Raw genomic sequence first — 20,322 nt, forward strand, 5'->3', positions numbered from 1 at the left:
GACGACCGCGTTGCCTGTCGAGGGGAGCATGACATGCCGCTGCTGGAGCCGAATCCCGACGCCCTCCGCCCCGGCGCGCACCGCGGCCCCTCCCCCGACCGGGTGCCCGACCTCCTGGCACACGGCTCACCCGGACGGCTGCGCGACGAGCTGCGGGCCCTCCTGGGTGCCGAGAAGGTGCTGTGGCAGCTCTCCGACCTGGTCGCCTACGCATCGGACGCCAGCCCCTACCGCTTCGTCCCGCATGTCGTCGTGGTCCCGGAGGACGTCGACGACATCGCGGCCGTCCTGGAGTACGCGCACGCCAAGGGCCGCGAGGTGGTGTTCCGGGCGGCCGGGACGAGCCTCAACGGCCAGGCACAGGGCGAGGACATCCTGGTCGACGTGCGCAGGCACTGGGCGGGGATCGAGGTCCTGGACGGCGGCGCCCGTGCCCGCATTCGCCCCGGCACCACCGTCGCCCGCGCCAACGCGACGCTCGCCCGGTACGGCCGGGTGCTGGGCCCCGACCCGGCGAGCGCAGTGGCCTGCACGATCGGCGGGGTCGTCGCCAACAACGCGTCCGGGATGACGGCCGGCACGGCCCGCAATTCGTACCGCACCGTCGCCTCCCTCACCGTGGTGCTGCCCTCCGGCACGGTCGTCGACACGGGCGCCCCGGACGCCGACGACGCACTGGCGCGCGCCGAGCCCGGGCTCTGCGCGGAGCTGCTCGCCATCAAGGCGGAGATCGAGGCGGACCCGGGACTGGCGGCCCGTATCCGCGCCAAGTACGAGCTCAAGAACACCAACGGCTACCGGCTGGACGCCTACCTGGACGGTGCGACGCCCGCCGAGATCCTGCGCGGGCTGATGGTCGGCTCCCAGGGCACGTTCGGCTTCATCTCGGACGTCGTGTTCGACACCCTGCCGCTGGACCGCGAGGTGGCGGCGGCGCTGCTGTTCTTCCCGTCGCTGCCGGCCGCCGCGGCCGCCGTGCCGCGCTTCACCGAGGCGGGCGCGGTCGCCGTCGAGCTGATGGACGGCAACACGCTGCGGGCCTCGGTGCGGGTGGACGGGGTGCCCGCCGACTGGGCGCGGCTGCCCGGCCCGACCACGGCCCTGCTGGTGGAGTTCCGGGCCCCCGACACGGCGGCGCTGGAGGCCCGCGAGCGGGCGGCGGCGGATGTCCTGCGGGACGTCGAGCTGGTGGCGCCGGTGGCGTCGGTGACCAATGAGTTCACCCGGGACGCGGGCACGGTCGGCGGCTACTGGAAGGCCCGTAAGGCGTTCGTCGCCGCCGCGGGTGGCAGCCGCCCGTCGGGTACGACGCTGATCACCGAGGACTTCGCGGTGCCTCCGTCGCGGCTCGCCGAGGCGTGCGAGGCGCTGCTCGCGCTCCAGGCGGAGCACGGCTTCGACGCCGCCGTCGCCGGGCACGCGGCCCACGGAAACCTGCACTTCCTGCTGGCCTTCGACCCGGCCGACCCGGCCGACGTCGACCGGTACGCCGCCTTCATGGACGACTTCTGCAAGCTGACCGTCGAGCGGTTCGACGGCTCCCTCAAGGCCGAGCACGCGACCGGCCGGAACATCGCGCCCTTCCTGGAGCTGGAGTGGGGGCCGCAGGCCACGGAGCTGATGTGGCGAACGAAGCGGGCCTTCGACCCCGAGGGGGTGCTCGCCCCGCGGATCGTCCTCGACCGCGACCCGAGGGGCCACCTGCGCGGCCTGAAGACGGTGCCCCGGGTGGAGCCGATCACCGACGCGTGCATCGAGTGCGGTTTCTGTGAACCGACCTGTCCCAGCCAGCACCTGACGACGACACCCCGTCAGCGGATCGTGCTGCGCCGCGAGATGATGCGCCAGAGCCCCGGTTCGCCCGTCGAGGACAGTCTTCTCGCGACGTACGGCTACGCCGCGGTCGACACGTGCGCGGGCGACTCGACGTGCGCGCTCGCCTGCCCGGTGGGCATCGACACGGGCGCGTTGATGAAGCGGCTGCGGCACGCCCGCCACTCGGCCCGGGAGGAGCGGATGGCGGCGCTGGCCGCGCGGCGGTTCGCGGCGGTGGAGGCCTCGGCGCGGCGCGCGGTGGCCACCGGGCGTCGGCTCGGCGACCGGCTGCCCGCCTCGGTCACGGGGCTGCTCCGCACGACGGTGCGGCGGGACCTGGTGCCCGAGTGGCTGCCGGAGATCCCCGGCGCGGCCGCCGAACTGCCCGCGACGGAGCGGCCAGGGGCGGTCGCCGTGTACTACCCGGCCTGTGTGAACCGGATCTTCGGCGAACCGGAGGGGTACGAGGGGCCGTCCCTGCCCCAAGCGGTGGTCGCACTGTCGGAGCGGGCGGGAAAGCCGGTGTGGATCCCGCCCGATGTGGCGGGCACGTGCTGCGCCACGATCTGGCACTCCAAGGGGTACGAGGAGGGCGCCCGGGTGATGGCGAACCGGGTCGTCGAGGCCGCCTGGGGCTGGACCGCGGGCGGTCGGCTGCCGCTGGTCGTGGACGCCTCCTCGTGCGCGCTGGGCCTGGCCCGCGAAGTGGTGCCGTACCTGAGCGGCCGCAACCGCGAGCTGCACGCGGAGCTGACCGTGCTGGATTCGGTCGTCTGGGCCGGCGACGAACTCCTGCCGCACCTGACCGTACGGCGCAGGGCGGCCTCCGCGGTCGTCCACCCCACGTGCGCGATGCGGCACCTCGGCGACGAGGACCGGCTGCCCCTGATCGCGGCGGCGTGCTCCGAGGAGGTCGTCGTCCCGGACGACGCCGGCTGCTGCGCCTTCGCGGGTGACCGCGGGATGCTGCACCCGGAGCTGACGGAATCGGCGACGGCCCGGGAGGCGGCCGAGGTGACGGCGCGGACCTTCGACGCGTACCTCTCCGCCAACCGCATGTGCGAGATCGGCATGCACCACGCGACGGGCCGCCCGTACCACTCGGTGCTGCTGCAACTGGACCGCGCGACGCGCCCCTGACGCTCACGCCAGCAGGTCGAGCAGGGCCGCGCCGTCGTCCGTGAGGCACAGGCGGATCTCCCGGCCGTGGCGCAGCCGCCGCAGCAGGCCCGACCGGGCGAGCCGGTCGCAGTGGTAGGTGGCGGTGCTGACGGTGATGTGCGCGTGCCGCGCGGCCTCCGACACGGACGGCCGCCGGCGCGCGTGGCGCAGGAGCGCGGCGCGGACCGGGCCCAGCACGAGGTCCAGGCGGTCCCGTGCGGGCGGCGGGTCCCCCTCCGTGGACCGGTGCGCGAGCCGGCCCAGCCCCGGCAGCGGGTAGCCGATCCAGAGCAGCCCGGGGTCCTCGGCGCTGTAGGTGCAGGCGCCGAACCCGGACGCCAGCGGGACGAGCACGAACCGGCGCCGCCCGGGGCCGGTGGCGTGCTGCGGGCACGCGTGCGGCAGGTGGACCCGGCCGTCGGCGTACCGGACGGGGGCGCCGAGGTCGTTGACGACCGTGTCGAGCGCGCCGGTGACGGAGGCGACCCCGACGCGTTCCACTTCACGGCCCAGCAGTGCGTCCGCCTGGTGCCACAGCGGGGCGAAGGCGTCCCAGACGGACAGCGCCAGGGTGCGATAGGCGGTGAGGAACTCCCCGGGCCGGTCTGCCACGTCCCGCCACGCGGCGGGGAGGTTCTCGCCGAACCGCTCCTTGAGGTCCCCGAGCAGTGTGTCCGGGTCGAGGCGGTCCAGCTCCTCGGCGATCGATGTGGCCGCCCCGGTGCCCACGGCGGACGTCAGGGCGAGGGAGTCCGGCGCCCAGGGGTGACTCGCGGTGAGCAGCGCCCGCACGGTGGCCGCGGCATCGGCGGGCGCGGCGGCGCGGACGGCCCGGCGCCATTCCGGGGGTGTCCCGTGGGCGGCGCCGCCGAACGTGCTCGAGATGACCGAGAAGAGCGTCGTTCCCGGGTGGCGGCTGACGGACGGGCGCAGGTCCTCCACGAGACCGACGGGAACGGTCGCTGCCTTGGACATGTGTCCCCCGGGTGTCCTTCGGGCCGGTGCGCCGGTGCGCGGTCGGCCGGGAGCCTAGGCGAACGGCCGGTCGTGAGCGGGCCGTTGGCCGGATGAGAGGGGAGAACGACCGGAAACCCCCGCCGCGTGGGGCGGCGGGGGGCCGGCCAGGATCGGTCGAGCCGGTGTGCGGCAGGGGTGATCAGCAGGCGTTGACCCAGTCGTGCGACGAGATGTTGTCGTTCAGCGGCTGGCCGCCGCCGGTTCCGTTGTACGGGAAGTGGTCGTAGCGCATGTCCATCAGATAGCTGCCGTTGCCCAGGCAGTACCAGGCTCCGGTCTGGTCGGTGTGCCAGAAGAGCCGCACGTCCTCGTACGCGCCGGCGAAGCCGTTGTTGTGCACCGACGACGCCTGGTTGCGCATGTTCCGGTCGGCCCAACTGTCGCTGGGGCCGGCCCAGGTGGCCAGTCGTCCGCCCTTCCACGCGTGCTCCCACGCGTACAGGTAGCCGTCGGCCGCCGCGGTGGTGGTGCCGGCCGCCACCGCGGTGCCGGCCGTCGGCGCGGTGGCGGCGTGGGCCGCTGTGGGGACCAGGCCGATCGTGGCGGCGGCCAGCGCGGTGGCCATGAGGTGGGTGATGCGGTTCTTGGACATGGACTCTCCTCGTGTGATGCCGGGTGTCGGATGTCGGTGTCGGATGTCGGTGTCGGATGTCGGTGCATGGGCGGGCAACCCGTGTTCGTGCGCACGGGGGGTCATGGGGGGAGACCGCCGGTCAGCGGCCCAGAACGGCACGCGCCCGTGGCAGCGCGGCGGCCTGGAGGCGCTCCACGCGTTCCACGGCGGTGCGGTGCTCACGACGGAGTTCCCGGTCGTGGTGGTGGTCGAGGCGCTGGGCGACGGCGGCCAGGCCGCTGTCGTGTGCGCACCGCGCCTCCCGGACAGCCACGCGCACCTCGCGGGCCATGTCGGGGGCGCCCTTCCCGCCGAGGAAGGCGTCCCTGGCCTCGCGCGGGGTCCGGTACGGCAGGCCGTGCTCGCGCATGCACGCTGACCATGCCCGTACGGCTGCGGCGAACTCGGGTTCGGCGGTGACCCGCTGCCGCCTGATGCCGCCCAGGTTGTCGACGAGGGTGCTCGCCGCGTACCAGCCGGCGACGTCTCCGTACAGGGCGCGCCAGGCCGTCACCCGGCAGCCGTTGCCGCTGTGTCCCACGATGGCGCCGCCGGGCAGTTCGGCGCGCAGTCCCTGCCCGTCGGCGGTGCCGTTGAGGGCGGTCACGGCGGCGTGGCGGCGTTCCGGGGACAGGCCGCCGAGGTGGACCCGGTTGGGGTCCTGGCTGCGGAGCGCACGGACCCGCGGTTCGAGGACGCTGCCGTAGCCGTACCGCCCGGCCCATCGCGGGTCGTCGACGACGTACGGGAAGTCGCGCGCCTCGGGAAGCGGGTTCTCGGGCTTGGCCCAGTACCGGAACCCGGCCGCCGTCATGCACCGGCGCTGGAGTTCCTGTTCCGCGGCGTGCAGCAGGCTCCGCTGGGCGGTGGTGATGGCGACGGTCCCCGGTGGTGCCGGTTCCGTGCCCCCGCCCGCCGGAGCCCCGGCGCCCGCGTAGCCGGTGACGGCGAGAAGGAGGGCCGTCCCCGCCAGCGCCGTGGTCGTCAGCCGCCGCCGACCGCTTCGGCCCGGCCGCCGAGAGAACGTTCCACCCATGACTGATGTGCTCCTGACATACGTGGGTCACCAGGGCCCGGTGCCTCCGCCGCGAACCGGTCGCGGCCTGCCCGGTACCCAGGAGTCTCGCGGGGCGGCCCGCCGGCCCGACAGCCTTTCGAAGGCTTTCGAAGCGTGCCGCCGGGAGCCGCCGTACGGCCTCCGGTCCGGCACCGCGCGGCCGGGGTCGAGGCCGGTCCGGACCGGCGGGCGGTCCCGGCCGGGGCTCGACGTGGACGCCATGACGCCACCCCCGCACAAGAGTCCATGTGCTCGAAACAAGAGTCCAACCTGCCCTCTTGCGTACCACCAATCCCAACGGCCAGGGTCCTTGCCGGGATTCATGAACCAGCCGCGCACACAACGCACTGGAGGTTCGATGAACGACGCAGCACCCGGGAACCAGGACCGGTCACAGGACTCGCCCAGTCGCCGGACGGTTCTGCGGACCACCGCCGGAGCGGCGGGCGCGGCCGGACTGGGATTCGGCGCGCTGGGCGGTGCCCCCGCTGCCGCGGCCGAGCCCGCGGCGGCCGACACCGCCACCACTCCCCCGCGCCAGGGCCGCACCATGGCCGGCGTCCCCTTCGAGCGGCGCTCCACCGTCCGCGTCGCGATCGTCGGGCTCGGCAACCGCGGCGGCAGCATGATCGACCTGTTCCTCGCCGTCCCCGGCGTACGGGTGGTCGCCGTGTGCGACCCCGTGAGGGCCAAGACCGAACAGGCCGCCGCCAAGGTCGTGGCGGCGGGCCAGGCCGCGCCCGCCGTCTACGCCAACGGGGAGAACGACTACGAGAACCTCTGCGAACGCGGCGACATCGATCTCGTCTACGTGGCGACCCCGTGGGACGTCCACTTCGCCATGGCGAGGACGGCGATGCTGAACGGCAAGCACGTCGGCGTCGAGTGTCCCCTCGCCATGCGCCTGGACGAACTGTGGGAGCTCGTCGACCTCTCCGAACGCACCCGCCGCCACTGCATGCAACTGGAGAACTGCTGTTACGGCAGGAACGAGATGCGGGTCCTGCGCATGGCCCACGCCGGCAAGTTCGGCGAACTGCTGCACGGGGCCGGGGCGTACAACCACGACCTGCGGGGCCTGATGTTCTCGCCGACGTACTACGAGGGTCCCTGGCGCCGCCTGTGGCACACCCGGCTGCGGGGCGACCTCTACCCCAACCACGGTTTCGGGCCGGTCGCCAACTACATGGACATCAACCGGGGCGACCGTGCGGTCAGCATCAGCAGCTTCGGTACGCCCGCGCTGGGGCTGGCCGAGTACCGGGAGGCCAACGTCCCGCGCAGCGACCCGAGTTGGAAGGAGACGTACATCGAGAGCGACCGCACCATCAGCATGGTGCAGACGGCGAGGGGCCGGGTGATCCGGCTGGAGCACGATGTGTCGACCCCGCACCCGTACAGCAGGATCAACAGCCTGGGCGGCACGAAGGGCGTCTTCGAGGACTATCCGGCCCGGATATACATCGAGCCGGACCACACCGACGACCAGTGGGCCGACTTCTCGGCGTACGCCGGTGAGTTCGACCACTGGTTGTGGAAGGAGCACGCCAACCCGCCCGGCGGGCACGGCGGGATGGACTACATCATGGTGTACCGGCTGATGCAGTGCATGCGGCTCGGCCTGGTACCGGACTTCGACGTGTACGACGCCGCGACCTGGACGGCCCCGGTGCCCCTCAGCCACGCCTCCGTCAAGGCCAAGGGCGCGCCGCAGCGGATACCCGACTTCACCCGCGGCGAGTGGACGCGGGCTCGGCCGGGCGTGGACTCGGTCAAACCGGAGTGAGAGCCGCCCCGGCCCGGTCAGCTTCACCGGACGGACCGGGCCGGGCCGGGCCGGGCCCCGCACCGGTCAGCAGCGGGTGCGGTTCTCCGTGACCGTCCCCTGCGCCGTCCTCAGGCTCCGGTCGTAGCAGCCGCCGGAGCCGTACAGCCGGTAGCGCTCCGCACTGGTGCCGACGGCGTGCCGCTGGTCGCGCGGGACGCCGGTGGTGTACGTCGCGTCGCCCGTGTACGTGTCGTCGAGCCGTGACCAGCGCGTCCGCTGCCCGTTCCGGAGGGTCAGGGTGTCGGCCCGGTCGGAGAGCGCCAGCACGGTGCGCAGCCGGTCGCCGGCGCCGAGCGTCGTCTCGCCGTCCATGGTGTACGTGCGGTGGGTGCGGGTGCTGCCGCCGCCGCGGCTCACCGTCTCGTCGTCCCGCCACATCGCCGTCAGCGCGTCCCGGCTCTCGCCGTCGGTCCAGCGGTGTACGGAGGTGTGGGCGACGGCCCGGGTGACGGTCGTCGTGACGCGGCCGTGCGAGGTGTTCAAGTGACCGGCGACGGTGAGCCGGTGGGCGGCCCCGGTGTAGAGGCGGTGCTCCGGACCGGGCGTGTGGACGGAGGTGTTGGCGGGCGTGCTCTCCTCGTGCCGGGTGAGCGCGCCGGTGACGACCGCGCGGCCCTCGTCCTGCCGGACGAGCACGTTCGCCGGTGTCGACCAGCCGGTCCGTCCGGCCGGTACACCGGCGACGGTGACCTCCACGCGGTGCGGGCGGCCGTCGTTGAGCAGTGCGGCGAACGGCGTCAGATCGTAGACGACCGGCTTCACCTCGAAGGCGCGGGGGCCGGGTATGACGTACCAGAGGAAGGGGTTGGACCAGCCGCCCGTCCAGACCGTCGGGAAGGGCGCGGCGATCCCGGCGAGCCGTCCGTCGACGGAGATCCGCACCTCCCGGTGCGGTCCGCCCGCCGCCTTGCACGAGTAGGGGGCGGCGTCCGGGACGGTCATGTACCAGTACTCCTCGCAGCCGCCGCCGGAGCCGGTGGCGTACACCTCGGCGAGGATCCGTTCGGAGTTGCGCGGGACCGTCAGGGACGGGGTGCGGAGCGGGATCACCCGGTCGGGCGCCTCGGCGGACGGGGACGGGGTCCCCGCGTAGAAGGTCAGCGTCACCTCGACGTCGAGGACGCCGGTGTACGTCTCGTCGACGACGTTCCCGATGAGCATCTCCACCGGCTGCGGCCGGCGCAGGGTGTCGCTGTAACGGGTGATGTCGGTCTCCACCGACCAGGTGATGCCGTCGGGCGACGGCTGCGGTGTGGACGTACGGAACACTTCGACGCCGCCGATGGCGAGGTGGCCGAGCCGGTCGTACTGGCGGCCCTTCACCCGGCCGTCGAGCCGCAGGACGACCGCGCTCCACCGGTCACCGCAGCCCTTGGGGGGCGTGTAGGTGCCCTTGTAGGGCGTGAAGTCGCGGAACTGGGCCTTCGCGAGGGTCATTTCGCAGGTGGGTACGCCGGCCGGCCGGGGAACGGGCGGGGCGGCGGTGACCGGATCACGCCAGTCGGTGCCGAACTCGGCCGGTGGGTCGTGGGGCGTGGCGGACGCCGGGGCCGGTCCGAACAGCGCGGTGACGGTGAGCGCACCGCCCAGGAGCATGCTCATGACTCGTCGTTGCCTCATGGGCCGGGAGTGAAGCGCGGGGCGGCCGTCCGGCACCAGAAGGCGGTCGCGAACCTTGGCGCGTTCTGTGCGGTCCCACCGGAAATTCGATTGCCGACCGTGGGTCCGGAAGGCGAACCTTGCACGGTTTCCGGCTGCCGCGCCGCTCCGCCCACCCGTCGATGGAACCCCTGGGACGTCATGCAGATTCACCATCTTCCGTACGCCGATCCAGGTGACCCCGACGTCAGGTCGGGCACACGTTTCCTGCTGTGGCTGGGGCGCAACCAGGTGGGCGGGCAGGTCAAGACCCTGCTGTGGGGCCTGCTGCTGCACCTCGGCATCGCCGGGCTCCCGCTCGGGGTGGGTCTCGCCGTGCAGGCGGTGATCGACCGCTCGGGCGGCGGCCTGGCGCGGGCTGGCGCCCTGATCGCCCTGCTCGGCGCGGCCGTCGCGGTGGGCGACACGATGCAGCACCGCACGGCCGTCACCAACTGGATCACCGCCGCCGCCCGCGTCCAGCAGTTGCTGGCCCGCAAGACCGCAGAGCTGGGCTCGCTGCTGACCCGCCGGGTGGCCGCGGGCGAGGTCGTCGCCGTCTCCACGGGGGACGTCGAGAAGATCGGCTGGTTCGTGGAGACGCTGTCGCGGTTCGCCGCGGCCGCCACCACCCTGGTCCTGGTCTGCGTGGGCCTGGTGATCTACCAGCCGGCCCTCGGCGTCGTCGTCGCCGTCGGCGTGCCCGTGCTGGCGCTCGCCGCCCTGCCACTGCTGCCCCGCGCCACCCGGCGCGCGGACATCCAGCGGGAGAAGGCCGGCCACGCCACCGAGCTGGCCTCCGACACGGTCGCCGGGCTGCGCGTGCTGCGCGGCATCGGCGGCGAGGAGCTGTTCCTCGGCCGCTACCGCGAGGCCTCGCAGGAGGTGCGCGAGGCGGCCGTGCGCAGCGCCCGCATGTGGGCCCTGATCGCGGCGGTCCAGGTGCTGCTGCCGGGGCTGCTGCTGGTCGTGGTGGTGCTGTACGGGGCGAAGCTCGCCCTGGAGGGCCGGGTCACGGTCGGCGAACTGGTCACCGTGTACGGCGCGGTCACCCTCACCCACCACCCGCTGCGCAACTTCGAGGAGCTGGCCATGGCGTACTCCTTCTCGCGGCCCTCCGCGAAACGCGCCGCCCGGGTGCTGGCCCTGACGCGTACGACGACCACGACCGTGGCGGCCACGCACGAACGGCCGGGAGGGGACCTGTACGACCCGGTGACCGGGCTGCTCGCCCCGGCCGGGCTGTTCACCGCCGTGGTGTGCGGCGACCCGGACGCCGCGGGGAAGCTGGCCGACCGGCTCGGCGGCCACCCGTCCGAGGACCCCGAGGGCCACGTCTCCGTGCTGCTCGGCGGGGTGCCCCTGGACGAACTGCCCCTCGACACGGCACGCACCGCCGTCCTCGTCCAGGACAAGGACCCGGTCCTGCTGTCCGGCACGCTGGAGGAGCTGCTGGACGTGCCGTCGTCCGGAGGGGTCGGCGCCGAGGAGGCCCTCGCGGCCGCCCAGTGCGGTGACGTGCTGGACGCGCTCGCGCAGGCGTCGGTGGACGCCGACGGCGACCCGATGCGCACCCGGATCACCGAGCGCGGCCGGTCGCTCTCCGGTGGCCAGCGCCAGCGCCTGGCGCTGGCCCGGTCGCTGGTCACCGACCCGGAGGTGCTGGTGCTCGACGAGCCGACGTCGGCGGTGGACTCGCACACCGAGGCGCGGGTCGCCGCGGGCGTCCAGCGGTTGCGCACCGGCCGGACGACCGTGGTGCTGGCGTCGTCGCCGCTGCTCCTCGACCTGGCGGACCGGGTGGTCCTGGTCCACGAGGGCGAGGCGGTGGCGGTGGGTACGCACCGCGGACTGCTGGCCACGGAGGAGCGCTACCGCGCGGTGGTCACCCGTGAGACCGAAGAGGAAGCCCTTGTGGACATCGAGGAGTCGGCATGACCGCCCTGACCGGCATGGCACCGCCGCAGTACGATCCGGCGGCTCCCGAGTCGGCGGCCACGCTGCCGGTCGGCTCCCCCGCGACCGTACGGGCGTACGTGACCGAGCTGTTGCGCCGCCACCGCACGGCGTTCGCCGTGCTCGTCGCCGTCAACGCGGTCGCGGTCGTCGCCTCCATGGTGGGGCCGTACCTGCTCGGCTCGCTGGTCGACCGGCTCGCCGAGGGCGTGCGCGACCTCCATCTGCCGTTCACCGTCGGGGTGTTCGCGGTGGCGCTGGTCGTCCAGACGGTGTTCGTGCGGATGGTGCGGTTGCGCGGCGCGATGCTCGGCGAGGAGATGCTGGCCGATCTGCGCGAGGACTTCCTCGTACGGTCGGTGGCGCTGCCGCCGGGCGTGCTGGAGCGGGCCGGCACCGGTGATCTGCTGTCCCGGATCACGACCGACATCGACCGGCTGGCCAACGCCATGCGGGAGGCCGTGCCGCAGCTCGCCGTCGGCGTGGTGTGGGCGGGCCTGCTGATCGGCGGACTCACGGTGACCGCGCCGCCGCTGGCCCTCGCCGTGCTGGTGGCCGCGCCGCTGCTCGTCGTGGGCTGCCGCTGGTACTTCCGGCGGGCGCCCTCGGCGTACCGCTCGGAGGCCGCCGGATACGCGGCGGTCGCGGCCGTGCTCGCCGAGACGGTCGACGCGGGCCGGACGGTCGAGGCGCACCGGCTGGGCGCGCGGCGGATCGCGCTGTCCGACCGGCGGATCAAGGAGTGGACGGCGTGGGAGCGGTACACGCTCTTCCTCCGCTCGGTCCTCTTCCCGGTCATCAACGTCACGCACACCACGGTGCTGGCCGCCGTCCTGATGATCGGCGGTGTGTTCGTCCTGAACGGCTGGATGGGCGTGGGGCAGTTGACGACGGGCGCACTGCTGGCGCAGATGCTGGTGGACCCGGTCGGGATCATCCTCCGCTGGTACGACGAGCTCCAGGTGGCGCAGGTGTCGCTGGCCCGGCTGGTCGGCGTGCGGGACATCGAGCCGGAGTCCGGTGACGCGTCGGTACGGCCGGACGGGCGCGACGTGCGGGCGGACGAGGTGCGGTTCGGGTACCGCGAGGGCGTGGACGTGCTGCACGGGGTGTCGATGGAGGTTCCGCCGGGCACGCGGGTGGCGCTGGTCGGTCCGTCGGGGGCGGGCAAGTCGACGCTCGGCCGGCTGCTCGCCGGGATCTACGCGCCCCGGGCGGGGCGGGTCACCCTGGGCGGGGCCGCGCTGTCGGAGATGCCCGCCGAGCGGGTCCGGGAGCACGTGGCGCTGGTCAACCAGGAGCACCACGTGTTCGTCGGCACGCTCCGCGACAACCTGTTGCTCGCCCGGACGGGTGCGCGGGACGCGGAGCTGTGGGCGGCCCTCGGCGCGGTCGACGCGGAGGGGTGGGCGCGGGCGCTGGACGAGGGGCTGGACACCGAGGTCGGTTCGGGCGGCCTGGCGCTGACCCCGGCGCAGGCCCAGCAGGTCGCGCTGGCCCGCCTGGTGCTGGCCGACCCGCACACCCTGGTCCTGGACGAGGCGACGTCCCTGCTGGACCCGCGCGCCGCCCGGCACCTGGAGCGGTCCCTGGCGCGGGTGCTGGACGGCCGCACGGTGGTGGCGATCGCGCACCGGCTGCACACCGCCCACGACGCCGATGTGATCGCGGTCGTCGAGAACGGCCGCATCAGCGAGCTGGGCAGTCACGACGACCTGGTCGCGGCGGACGGCGCGTACGCGGCGCTGTGGCGGTCCTGGCACGGATAGGGCCCGGGGCGGGTGCTGCCCACGGCCGCCCGCCCGGGGGTCCGGGGGCGGACGCTGCCCCTGGACCCCCGGACCCCCGGACCCCCGGACCCCCGGACCCCGGCTCTCGGGCTCCGGGCCGGTCGATCAGCGGGTGCCGTGGACCTCCAGGGCCGCGCGGACGGCGGATTCCAGGGCGCCTTCGATCCAGGCGGGCTTGACCGAGGTGTGGCAGCCGGCGAAGTGCAGCGGGCCCTCCTGGGTGCGCATGTCCAGGAGGATCTCGGTGTGCTGGCCGGGCAGCAGGACGGAGGCCTCGCCGTAGGCGTACGGGTCGCGCTGCCAGCTCTGGGTGCGGCCGACGCCGGTGAAGAAGACCTCCAGCCGCTGCCCGTACACCTCCTGCATGCCGCACAGGGCCAGTGCGTAGCGGGCCTCGTCGTCGTAGGCGTCCCAGCGTCGGGCGTCGTCGGCCCAGCTGTAGGAGGCGAGGACGACTCCGCCGTCGCTGCCGGGGACCGGGTGGGAGGGGTTGAACATGAAGCGGTTGGCGTTGTCGGTGACCGACCCGCCGCCGATGACCCCGGCGGCCTCGGGCTGGTCGCGGGAGACGTGGACGTTCGCCGCGTAGTGGGTGCGCTGGTCGTCGGAGAGGTGGCCGCGGGGTACGGAGGGGTGGGCGCCCAGCAGCCGTCCGTCCGGCGGCACCTGGCCCTTGCGGTACCGGTCGTAGAGCCCGGGCTCCATGGCGTCGAGTTCGCGGCGCCAGTCGTCCTCGCCGAACTCCCACCAGCGGCGGCTGAATTCGAGGAGCACCTTGGTGGCGCTGTCGTAGTGCACCTCGGTGATGGCGCGTCGCTTCTCGTACGACAGCGGGGGTGAGATCTGTACGTGCCGGAGTCCGGAGAAGGGGATGGTGACGATCGCCGCGTCACCGGTGAACCGCTCGCGGACGACCTTGCCGTGGCGGCCTTCGGAGACCGTGTCGACGACGACCCGGTCGCCGGCGTCACGGGTCTCGATACGGGTGACGCGGCGGTCGAAGCGGACGCGGTCGCGGACCTGGCCGAGGAGCGCGTCGGCGAGGACGGCGGTGCCTCCCTCCAGCTCGTAGAAGGCGGTCCCGGGGCTGATCAGGGACGCGCCCATGAAGCTGTGCAGGAAGGCGAGCGGCAGCCGGGAGGTCATGTTCTCGAGCGTGCCGATCAGGTCGATCGTGCGCTCGTCGAGCCCCGCGTGCTCGGTGAGGAACCGGTACATGGACCAGTGGCCGAACCGCTGGACGACGCGGGCCCAGCCTTCGAGCAGCTGGGGCATCGGCTTGTCGGCCCGGGTGCCGTCGGGGCGCTTCACGCTGAACTCGTCGCGGACGGGGTCGAAGGCCTGGCGCACGATGTCCGCCGCCGGGACGTTCTCGTACTTCTTCGGCACCCCGAAGGAGCGGTTGATCGCCCGGGGGTCCTTGGCGTAGTCGGCGCGGCGGGCGCGGATGCCGTTGACGCGGATCCAGGTGCGGTAGCGCGGCGTGCCGTCGGAGTCGGTGTCGACGTAGCGGAAGGGCCGGCGTTCGATGCCGAGCTTGTCGATCAGCCCGATGACGAGCGGGTGGCTGCCGGGGATGCGCATGGCGCCGGCCTCGGCGTACTGCTTCGGGTCGGCGAACGCCTGCGCGGCGTTCTCGTGGCCTCCGGTGCGGAAGGTCTTGATGCGGCCGCCGGCCCGGTTTCCGTTGGCCTCGACGACGGTGACCCGGTGACCGGCGCGCGTGAGGAGGGCGGCGGCGGCCATCCCGGCCGGTCCGGCGCCGAGGACCAGGACCTTCTTGGGGGCGGCGGTGGCCTTGGGCAGTCCGCCGCCGAGCAGGATCTTCTCGTACGCCGGCACCAGGGGCCGGTCGTCCTGGTCGAGGACGAGCAGGGCGCGGGCGACGGCGAGGCAGGTCTGCCAGTCGGCGGTGGAGCCCCGCGGTGCGGGGGCGGCGGTGGCGGGGGGTGCGGTGAGCGCGGGCAAGGCGGTGGCGGCGGCCACGGCGCCCGTGCCGACGGCGAATTGACGACGCGTCAAGTCAGCGGAGTCCATGATCAGAAGAAAGCGGATCTTGGGGTTCCGCGCAGGGGCTTCGCCCCTCGTTCACCCGAATGAGGAGACCCGGCGACGAAAGGTCGGATGAAGCCCAGGCCGCGGCCCCGACCCACCCCGCCCAGCAGCATGAACGCGGGCATCAGCACCTTGAGCTCGGCCCAGCTCCCCGCGCGGAAGCGCATCCCCTTCGGCGGCCCCACCGGATACCAGCACTCGCCCCCGACCGGGATCGGCCACAGGATCGGGCAGCCCGAGACGGTCAGGGCGTCGCCGATGTCATGGACGAGGGCGCCCAGGACGCGTGGCCGAGCGCCGGTGAGCTGCCGGGACGCGTCCCGGACGCGTCCCGGACGACTGGACACCCGAACAACCCTCATCGAGGCCGATAGCGTGCGGGACGGCTCGGTGGGGACAGGCGCCGAACCGGTGCGGAATCCGGTTGCCCAGGGACGCCGTCGTACCTCCGCCGGGATGAAGTGAGCTCATCGAGACCGGCCCGTATGTGAACTCGAGGAGGAGGACCTTCATGTCGAAAATGCTGGATTCCCTGAGCGGCAGGCTCCTCGGCCTGTTCGTGCCCAAGGTGGAGGCGGCGGCTTCCGCGCAGGCCTGCCAGTGCTTCAACCAGTGCTGGCAGTGCGCCCGCAGCGCCTGCTGCGTCAACACGTACTGCGGCAGCATCAACTGCTGGCGGCAGTGCCCGTCCTGCTGATCCCGTGACGTGAGCGGGAACACCGGTGTGTCGCCGGCCGTGCCTTCGGGCCCGCCACACCGGTGCTCCCCACAGGAGGATCCGGTGCAGTACGCGGAAATCGGTATGCGTTGTCTCATCGGCACGGTGTTCCTGGCCGCTGCCGTCAGCAAACTGGCGGGCCGGCGTTCCCTCGCCGCGTTCGCCGGCTCGATCGCCGAGCTGAACGTACTCCCGCCGGCACTGACCCGCTGGGCGGCGATCGCCGTGGTGTGCGGCGAGTGCCTCGTGTGCCTGCTGCTCCTGGTGCCGGCCGCCCCGGCCGCCGTCCTCGGCTTCACCGGGGCCGCGGTACTGCTGGTCCTCTTCGCCGTGGTGATCGGTCGGGTCGTGGCCGCCGGTGGGCGCACCGCCTGCCGCTGCTTCGGCGCGTCGACGGTGCCGCTCGGTGTCCGCCACATCGTCCGCAACGCGGTACTCGCCGGACTCGCCGCGGCGGGCGCGGCGGCCGCGCAGCACACCGGTCCGGTGCATCCGGCGGGACTGGTGCTGGCGGCACTGTCCGGAGTGCTCGCCGGCGGGCTCGTGATCGCGCTCGACACCGTCGTCGACCTGTTCCGGCCCGTCCGCACGAAGGCCTGACCGAGCAGTCGACGCCCGGACCCGGCCGTGCCCTCGACAGCCGAACGAGAATGGAGACCACCCGTGCCCTTCGTCATCGCCACCCTTGTGCTCGTCGGGCTGCTGTGCGCCCTCGACCTGGTGCTCACCGTCGGCGTCATCAAGCGCCTGCGTGAGCACACCGATCTGCTCGCCAACCGGAGCGGCGGTCGCCTGTCGCTCGGCCCCGGCGACGAGGTCGGGGAGTTCTCCGCGCTCACCGTGGACGGTGAACCGGTCCGCGACGACATGATCGACACCGAGACGGTCGTGGCGTTCTTCTCCCCGACGTGCGGACCGTGCAAGGAGAAGCTGCCCAAGTTCGTGGAGTACGCCCGCACCGTGCCCGGAGGGCGCGGCCGGGTCGTGGCCGTGGTGGCGACCGCCCGCGACGACGCCGCCGCGGGCGACCCCATGGTGTCGGCCCTGGCCCCGGTGGCCAGGGTGCTGGCCGGCGAGGAGGCCGAGCAATTGGCCGAGGCCTGCAAGGTGCAGGGCTTCCCAGTCGTCCTCAAGGTCAACCGGAGCACGGACGGCAGGCTCCTCGTGATGACCGATCAGGTCGATGTGGACCGGCCGGCCATCGCCTCGGTATGAACGAGAACACCTCCCGGGGAGCCGCTGCCGGCGAACACCGCACGGGTGGAGCGCCCGACGGGACACGGGGCGGCACCACGAGCCCACCGCCCGACGGGACACGGGGCGGCACCGCGCCGCCGGACGCGGCGGCGGAACACCGCCGGCGGCGCCTCTCGCCGTCCCGTGCGCTGGGCGCGGGACGGCTGGTGGCGAGAGCCGCGCCGGGCAGGCTGGCGCTGTACGCGGTCCCCGGCCTGGCCGCCGGGCTGTTCCCGGTCGTCACCGCCTGGTCCACCAAGCTGGTCGTCGACGCCCTCGCCGCCGGCGGCACGGCGGGGGACGTCCTCCGGCCGACCCTCGTCCTGGTCGCCACCCTCGTGGCGACCGGCGTCACCCAGCATCTGATCCACTACCTGCGAACCGAACTGGACCGCAGGGTCGGCCTCTTCGCCCAGGACGAGCTCTTCCGGGCCGTGGACCGGTTCGCGGGACTCGCGCCGTTCGAGAACCCCGAGTTCCTCGACCGGCTGCGGCTGGCGCAACAGACGGTCGTCGCCTCGCCCGTCGCCAACCAGGCGGTCGACGGTGTGCTCGGCGTCGTCCGGGCGGCGTTCACCGTGACCGGCTTCCTCGGTTCGCTCCTGGTGATCAGTCCGCCCACCATGGGACTGGTGGTGCTCGCGGCGCTGCCGACCATCGTGGCGGAACTGCTCCTGTCGCGGCGACGTGCCACCACCCTCTGGGAGATCGGACCCGCGGAGCGGCGCCAGTTCTTCTACATGGGCCTGCTGGCCAACGTGGAGGCCGCCAAGGAGATCCGGCTGTTCCGCACCGGCGCCTTCCTGCGCGGACGGATGCTCGACAACCGCCGCACCGCGGACACGGCCCGCCGGGAGGTCGACCGCGGGGAGGTGCGGATGCGGGCGGGGCTCGGTCTGCTCACGGCCGCCGTGTCGGGCGCCGGTCTGCTCTGGACGGTCGGCGCCGCCCGGGCCGGCGGGCTCACGCCCGGCGACGTCACCGTCTTCCTCGCGTCGGTCGCCGGTGTGCAGGCGGCGCTCACCACCTTGGCCGGCGACCTCGCGGGCACTCACCACGCGCTGCTGCTCTTCGGCCATTACGAAGCGGTGGTGTCGGGCGGACCGGAGCTGCCGATGGCCTCGGACCCCCGCCCGCTGCCGGAGCTGCGCCACGGCATCGAGGTGCGCGACGTGTGGTTCCGCTACTCGCCCCGGCACCCGTGGGTGCTGCGCGGAGTCGACCTGTGGATACCCCGGGGCGGGACCCTCGCGCTCGTCGGGCTGAACGGCTCGGGGAAGTCCACGCTCGTCAAGCTGCTGTGCCGGTTCTACGACCCGACGCGTGGCGCGATCCTGTGGGACGGCGTGGACATCCGCGACGTCGACGTGGCCGCGCTGCGGAACCGGCTCAGCGCGGTGTTCCAGGACTACATGGAGTACGACATGACGGCGGCCGAGAGCATCGCGCAGGGCGACCTCGGCGCGCTCGACGACCCGGACAGGATCCGCGGGGCGGCCGGGCACGCGGGTGTCCACGACGTACTGGAGGCACTGCCCCACGGCTACGACACACTGCTTTCCCGCATGTTCTTCACGGAGGCGGACAAGAACGACCCGGAGACCGGCGTGATGCTGTCCGGAGGGCAGAGCCAGCGGCTGGCACTGGCCCGGGCGCTGGTCCGCGACAAGCGGGACCTGATGATCCTCGACGAGCCCTCCGCCGGGCTGGACGCGGCGGCCGAGCACGACATCCACGCCTCCCTCCGTGCCCACCGCGAAGGCTGCACCAGCCTCCTCATCTCGCACCGGCTGGGCGCCGTACGCGACGCGGACATGATCGTGGTCCTGGCGCGGGGGCGGGTGGTGGAGGAGGGGACCCACGAGCAACTCGTCGCCTCCGGCGGCGAGTACGCGCGGCTGTACGCCCTTCAGGCGTCCGGTTACCAGCCCGGGGGGACGACCGGCCTCCCGGCGGCCCAGGGAGCGAACCGACCATGACCACGGACCACGGGCGCAGGAACCACGGACCCATGAATCACCCGCCCACGGGCCACGGGCCGACGGCCCATCCGTCCACGGGCCACGGCCCGGCAGCCCATCCGCATACGAACCGCAGCCCTGCCGACCGTCGGCCCGCTCACCATCGGCCCGGCGACCACGGCGCCAGTGACCGCAACCCCGGTGACCGCAGAGCGGAGAGCGCCCTGGACCGGGCTCGTGGGCGTGCCCGGCGGGCCTTCCTGTTCCGGGCCGTTCTGGTCACCGCGGCCGCTCTCCTGTGGACAACGGCCGGGGCGTTGTCGCTCTCCGGTGCCGCTCCGAGCCGGGTGGCACTCTGCGGTGTTCCGGCCGTGCTCCTCACCGTGGGCCTGTGGGCGGCGCGGACCCTCGGGCGCGGTTTCGTCGCGGTGACCGTGTACGGCCGGAGCATGGAGCCGACCCATCATGACGGCGACCGGGTTCTGGTGCGCCGGGGTGGCGTCCCCGTACCGGGAACCGTCGTGGTGGTGGAAAGGCCGCCGTTCCGGTCGCCGTGGCCCGACCCGCCCGTGGCCCCGGCCGCCGCCGCCCATGTGATCTACGAACGGCAGTGGGTGATCAAAAGGGTGGCGGCCGTCCCCGGGGACGCCGTTCCCCCGGGTGCGGTGCCCACGGAGGCCGCCGCGCCGGACGCCGTGGTGCCGGAAGGCATGCTCGTCCTCCTCGGCGACAACGCGGCGGAGAGCTACGACTCCCGGCACGTGGGGTACTTCCCGTCCGCGCGGATACTCGGCTCGGTCGTGTCCCGCCGCTGACCGGACCGGCGGTCAGTGCGTCGTGCTGCGGATGAGGAACACCTGACGGCCCTTTCCCTTGCACGTCTCCATCACGGCCTCGGCACCGGAGGCAGCGCTTGAATCCTTGATGCCCACGCAGCCCTGCCCTTCCACCCGTAGCACGAACTTGCCCTCACCGGGCGGACCCGAGGGCTCCACGCGGAACAGGCTGGCGTCCTCGCAGTCGTCCCAGGGTTCCAGCAGTCCCGCCCCGGATCCGCTGGTCAGCGCCTTCAGACAGCCTTTGCCGTAGTCGGGGTGGTGCCACTGGACGCGGTACAGGTTCTCCCTGACCGGTTCCAGCATCGTGCTCTGGGGAGCCGTCTCGTCGCAGGGCCGTTGCACCGCCACCAGAGGCGTGTGGCGCCGGTCCCGCACACGACCGTCGGTCAGGCACAGTCCGGGGTCGCCGGCGACGCGGATCGTCACCCAGCCGCTGGGCATCGGCGGCGCCGACCCGGTGGCGGTGGCCACCGGGACCGCGGGGTCCTCCGCTCCGTCCCCGGAACGGAACAGCGTGGAAGTGGCCGCGGCGGTGGGGGGGGGGGGGGGGGGGGGGGGGGGGGGGGTGGGGGGGGGGGGGGGGCGGTGGGGGGGGGGGGGGGGCGGGGGGGGGCGGGGGGGGGGGTGGGGGGGGGGTG

At 73.5% G+C, this 20,322-nt stretch carries 15 protein-coding genes and 1 pseudogene; 9 read left to right on the plus strand and 7 right to left on the minus strand.

From position 1 onward, the window contains the following. The first annotated feature begins 33 nt into the window (after positions 1-33). The gene (locus ACZ6C1_RS32270; protein ID WP_469245851.1) at positions 34-2,955 is read left to right on the plus strand and encodes an FAD-binding and (Fe-S)-binding domain-containing protein; all 2,922 of its coding nucleotides are present in this window, start codon (positions 34-36) and stop codon (positions 2,953-2,955) included. Positions 2,956-2,958: 3 nt separating this feature from the next. Here ACZ6C1_RS32270 and ACZ6C1_RS32275 read toward each other — a convergent pair whose 3' ends face one another. The 3 genes from ACZ6C1_RS32275 to ACZ6C1_RS32285 form a co-directional block, all read right to left on the minus strand. Beyond that, complete coding sequence (locus tag ACZ6C1_RS32275; protein WP_469245853.1) at positions 2,959-3,951, minus strand: hypothetical protein; 993 nt, start codon at positions 3,949-3,951, stop codon at positions 2,959-2,961. A gap of 181 nt (positions 3,952-4,132) precedes the next feature. After that, a complete protein-coding gene (locus ACZ6C1_RS32280; RefSeq protein WP_469245856.1) occupies positions 4,133-4,585 on the minus strand; it encodes a hypothetical protein in 453 nt (150 codons plus the stop codon). A gap of 121 nt (positions 4,586-4,706) precedes the next feature. Next, a complete protein-coding gene (locus ACZ6C1_RS32285) occupies positions 4,707-5,642 on the minus strand; it encodes a hypothetical protein (RefSeq protein ID WP_469245857.1) in 936 nt (311 codons plus the stop codon). 379 nt (positions 5,643-6,021) lie between these two features. Between ACZ6C1_RS32285 and ACZ6C1_RS32290 the strand changes: the two genes are divergently transcribed. Next, positions 6,022-7,449 carry a Gfo/Idh/MocA family protein gene (locus ACZ6C1_RS32290; RefSeq protein ID WP_469245859.1) on the plus strand — a complete coding sequence of 476 codons (1,428 nt, stop codon included), beginning with the start codon at positions 6,022-6,024 and terminating at the stop codon, positions 7,447-7,449. 66 nt (positions 7,450-7,515) lie between these two features. On the opposite strand, the gene ACZ6C1_RS32295 is transcribed toward ACZ6C1_RS32290, so the two are convergent. Further along, a complete protein-coding gene (locus ACZ6C1_RS32295; RefSeq protein WP_469245861.1) occupies positions 7,516-9,111 on the minus strand; it encodes a peptide-N4-asparagine amidase in 1,596 nt (531 codons plus the stop codon). Positions 9,112-9,291: 180 nt separating this feature from the next. Here ACZ6C1_RS32295 and ACZ6C1_RS32300 point away from each other — a divergent pair, with 180 nt between their 5' ends. Together ACZ6C1_RS32300 and ACZ6C1_RS32305 are read left to right on the plus strand one after the other, a co-directional pair. Further along, positions 9,292-11,067 (plus strand): ABC transporter transmembrane domain-containing protein, encoded by a 1,776-nt coding sequence (locus ACZ6C1_RS32300; RefSeq protein WP_469245863.1) that lies wholly within the window; start codon positions 9,292-9,294, stop codon positions 11,065-11,067. A 5-nt stretch (positions 11,068-11,072) separates the two neighbouring features. Next, on the plus strand, positions 11,073-12,854 hold the full coding sequence (locus ACZ6C1_RS32305) for an ABC transporter ATP-binding protein (protein ID WP_469245937.1): 1,782 nt from the start codon (positions 11,073-11,075) through the stop codon (positions 12,852-12,854). A 126-nt stretch (positions 12,855-12,980) separates the two neighbouring features. Here the strand turns inward: ACZ6C1_RS32305 and ACZ6C1_RS32310 are convergent, their stop codons facing one another. Beyond that, complete coding sequence (locus tag ACZ6C1_RS32310; protein WP_469245865.1) at positions 12,981-14,912, minus strand: flavin monoamine oxidase family protein; 1,932 nt, start codon at positions 14,910-14,912, stop codon at positions 12,981-12,983. Between the two features lie 86 nt (positions 14,913-14,998). Then, positions 14,999-15,220: pseudogene (locus tag ACZ6C1_RS32315) on the minus strand (metal-dependent hydrolase); the annotation flags it as partial. Positions 15,221-15,441: 221 nt separating this feature from the next. On the opposite strand from ACZ6C1_RS32315, the gene ACZ6C1_RS32320 reads away from it, so the two are divergent. The 5 genes from ACZ6C1_RS32320 (at position 15,442) to ACZ6C1_RS32340 (ending at position 19,660) form a co-directional block, all read left to right on the plus strand. Continuing rightward, positions 15,442-15,627: a hypothetical protein gene (locus ACZ6C1_RS32320; RefSeq protein WP_469245867.1), complete on the plus strand. Its 186-nt coding sequence runs from the start codon at positions 15,442-15,444 to the stop codon at positions 15,625-15,627. A gap of 84 nt (positions 15,628-15,711) precedes the next feature. Beyond that, positions 15,712-16,248, plus strand: a complete 537-nt coding sequence (locus tag ACZ6C1_RS32325; protein WP_469245869.1) for a MauE/DoxX family redox-associated membrane protein — start codon at positions 15,712-15,714, stop codon at positions 16,246-16,248. A gap of 63 nt (positions 16,249-16,311) precedes the next feature. After that, positions 16,312-16,863, plus strand: coding sequence for a thioredoxin domain-containing protein (locus ACZ6C1_RS32330; RefSeq protein ID WP_469245870.1), 552 nt, complete (start codon positions 16,312-16,314; stop codon positions 16,861-16,863). Beyond that, positions 16,860-18,863, plus strand: a complete 2,004-nt coding sequence (locus ACZ6C1_RS32335; RefSeq protein ID WP_469245872.1) for an ABC transporter ATP-binding protein — start codon at positions 16,860-16,862, stop codon at positions 18,861-18,863. The genes ACZ6C1_RS32330 and ACZ6C1_RS32335 overlap by 4 nt, the downstream gene beginning before the upstream one ends. Positions 18,864-18,895: 32 nt before the next feature. Continuing rightward, positions 18,896-19,660, plus strand: a complete 765-nt coding sequence (locus ACZ6C1_RS32340) for a S26 family signal peptidase (RefSeq protein ID WP_469245874.1) — start codon at positions 18,896-18,898, stop codon at positions 19,658-19,660. Positions 19,661-19,672: 12 nt separating this feature from the next. Here the strand turns inward: ACZ6C1_RS32340 and ACZ6C1_RS32345 are convergent, their stop codons facing one another. Beyond that, entirely contained in the window at positions 19,673-20,155 is a 483-nt protein-coding gene (locus tag ACZ6C1_RS32345; protein ID WP_469245875.1) for an RICIN domain-containing protein, read from the minus strand. Between the last annotated feature and the right edge of the window lie 167 nt (positions 20,156-20,322).

This window comes from Streptomyces sp. NPDC041796 (assembly GCF_055590785.1).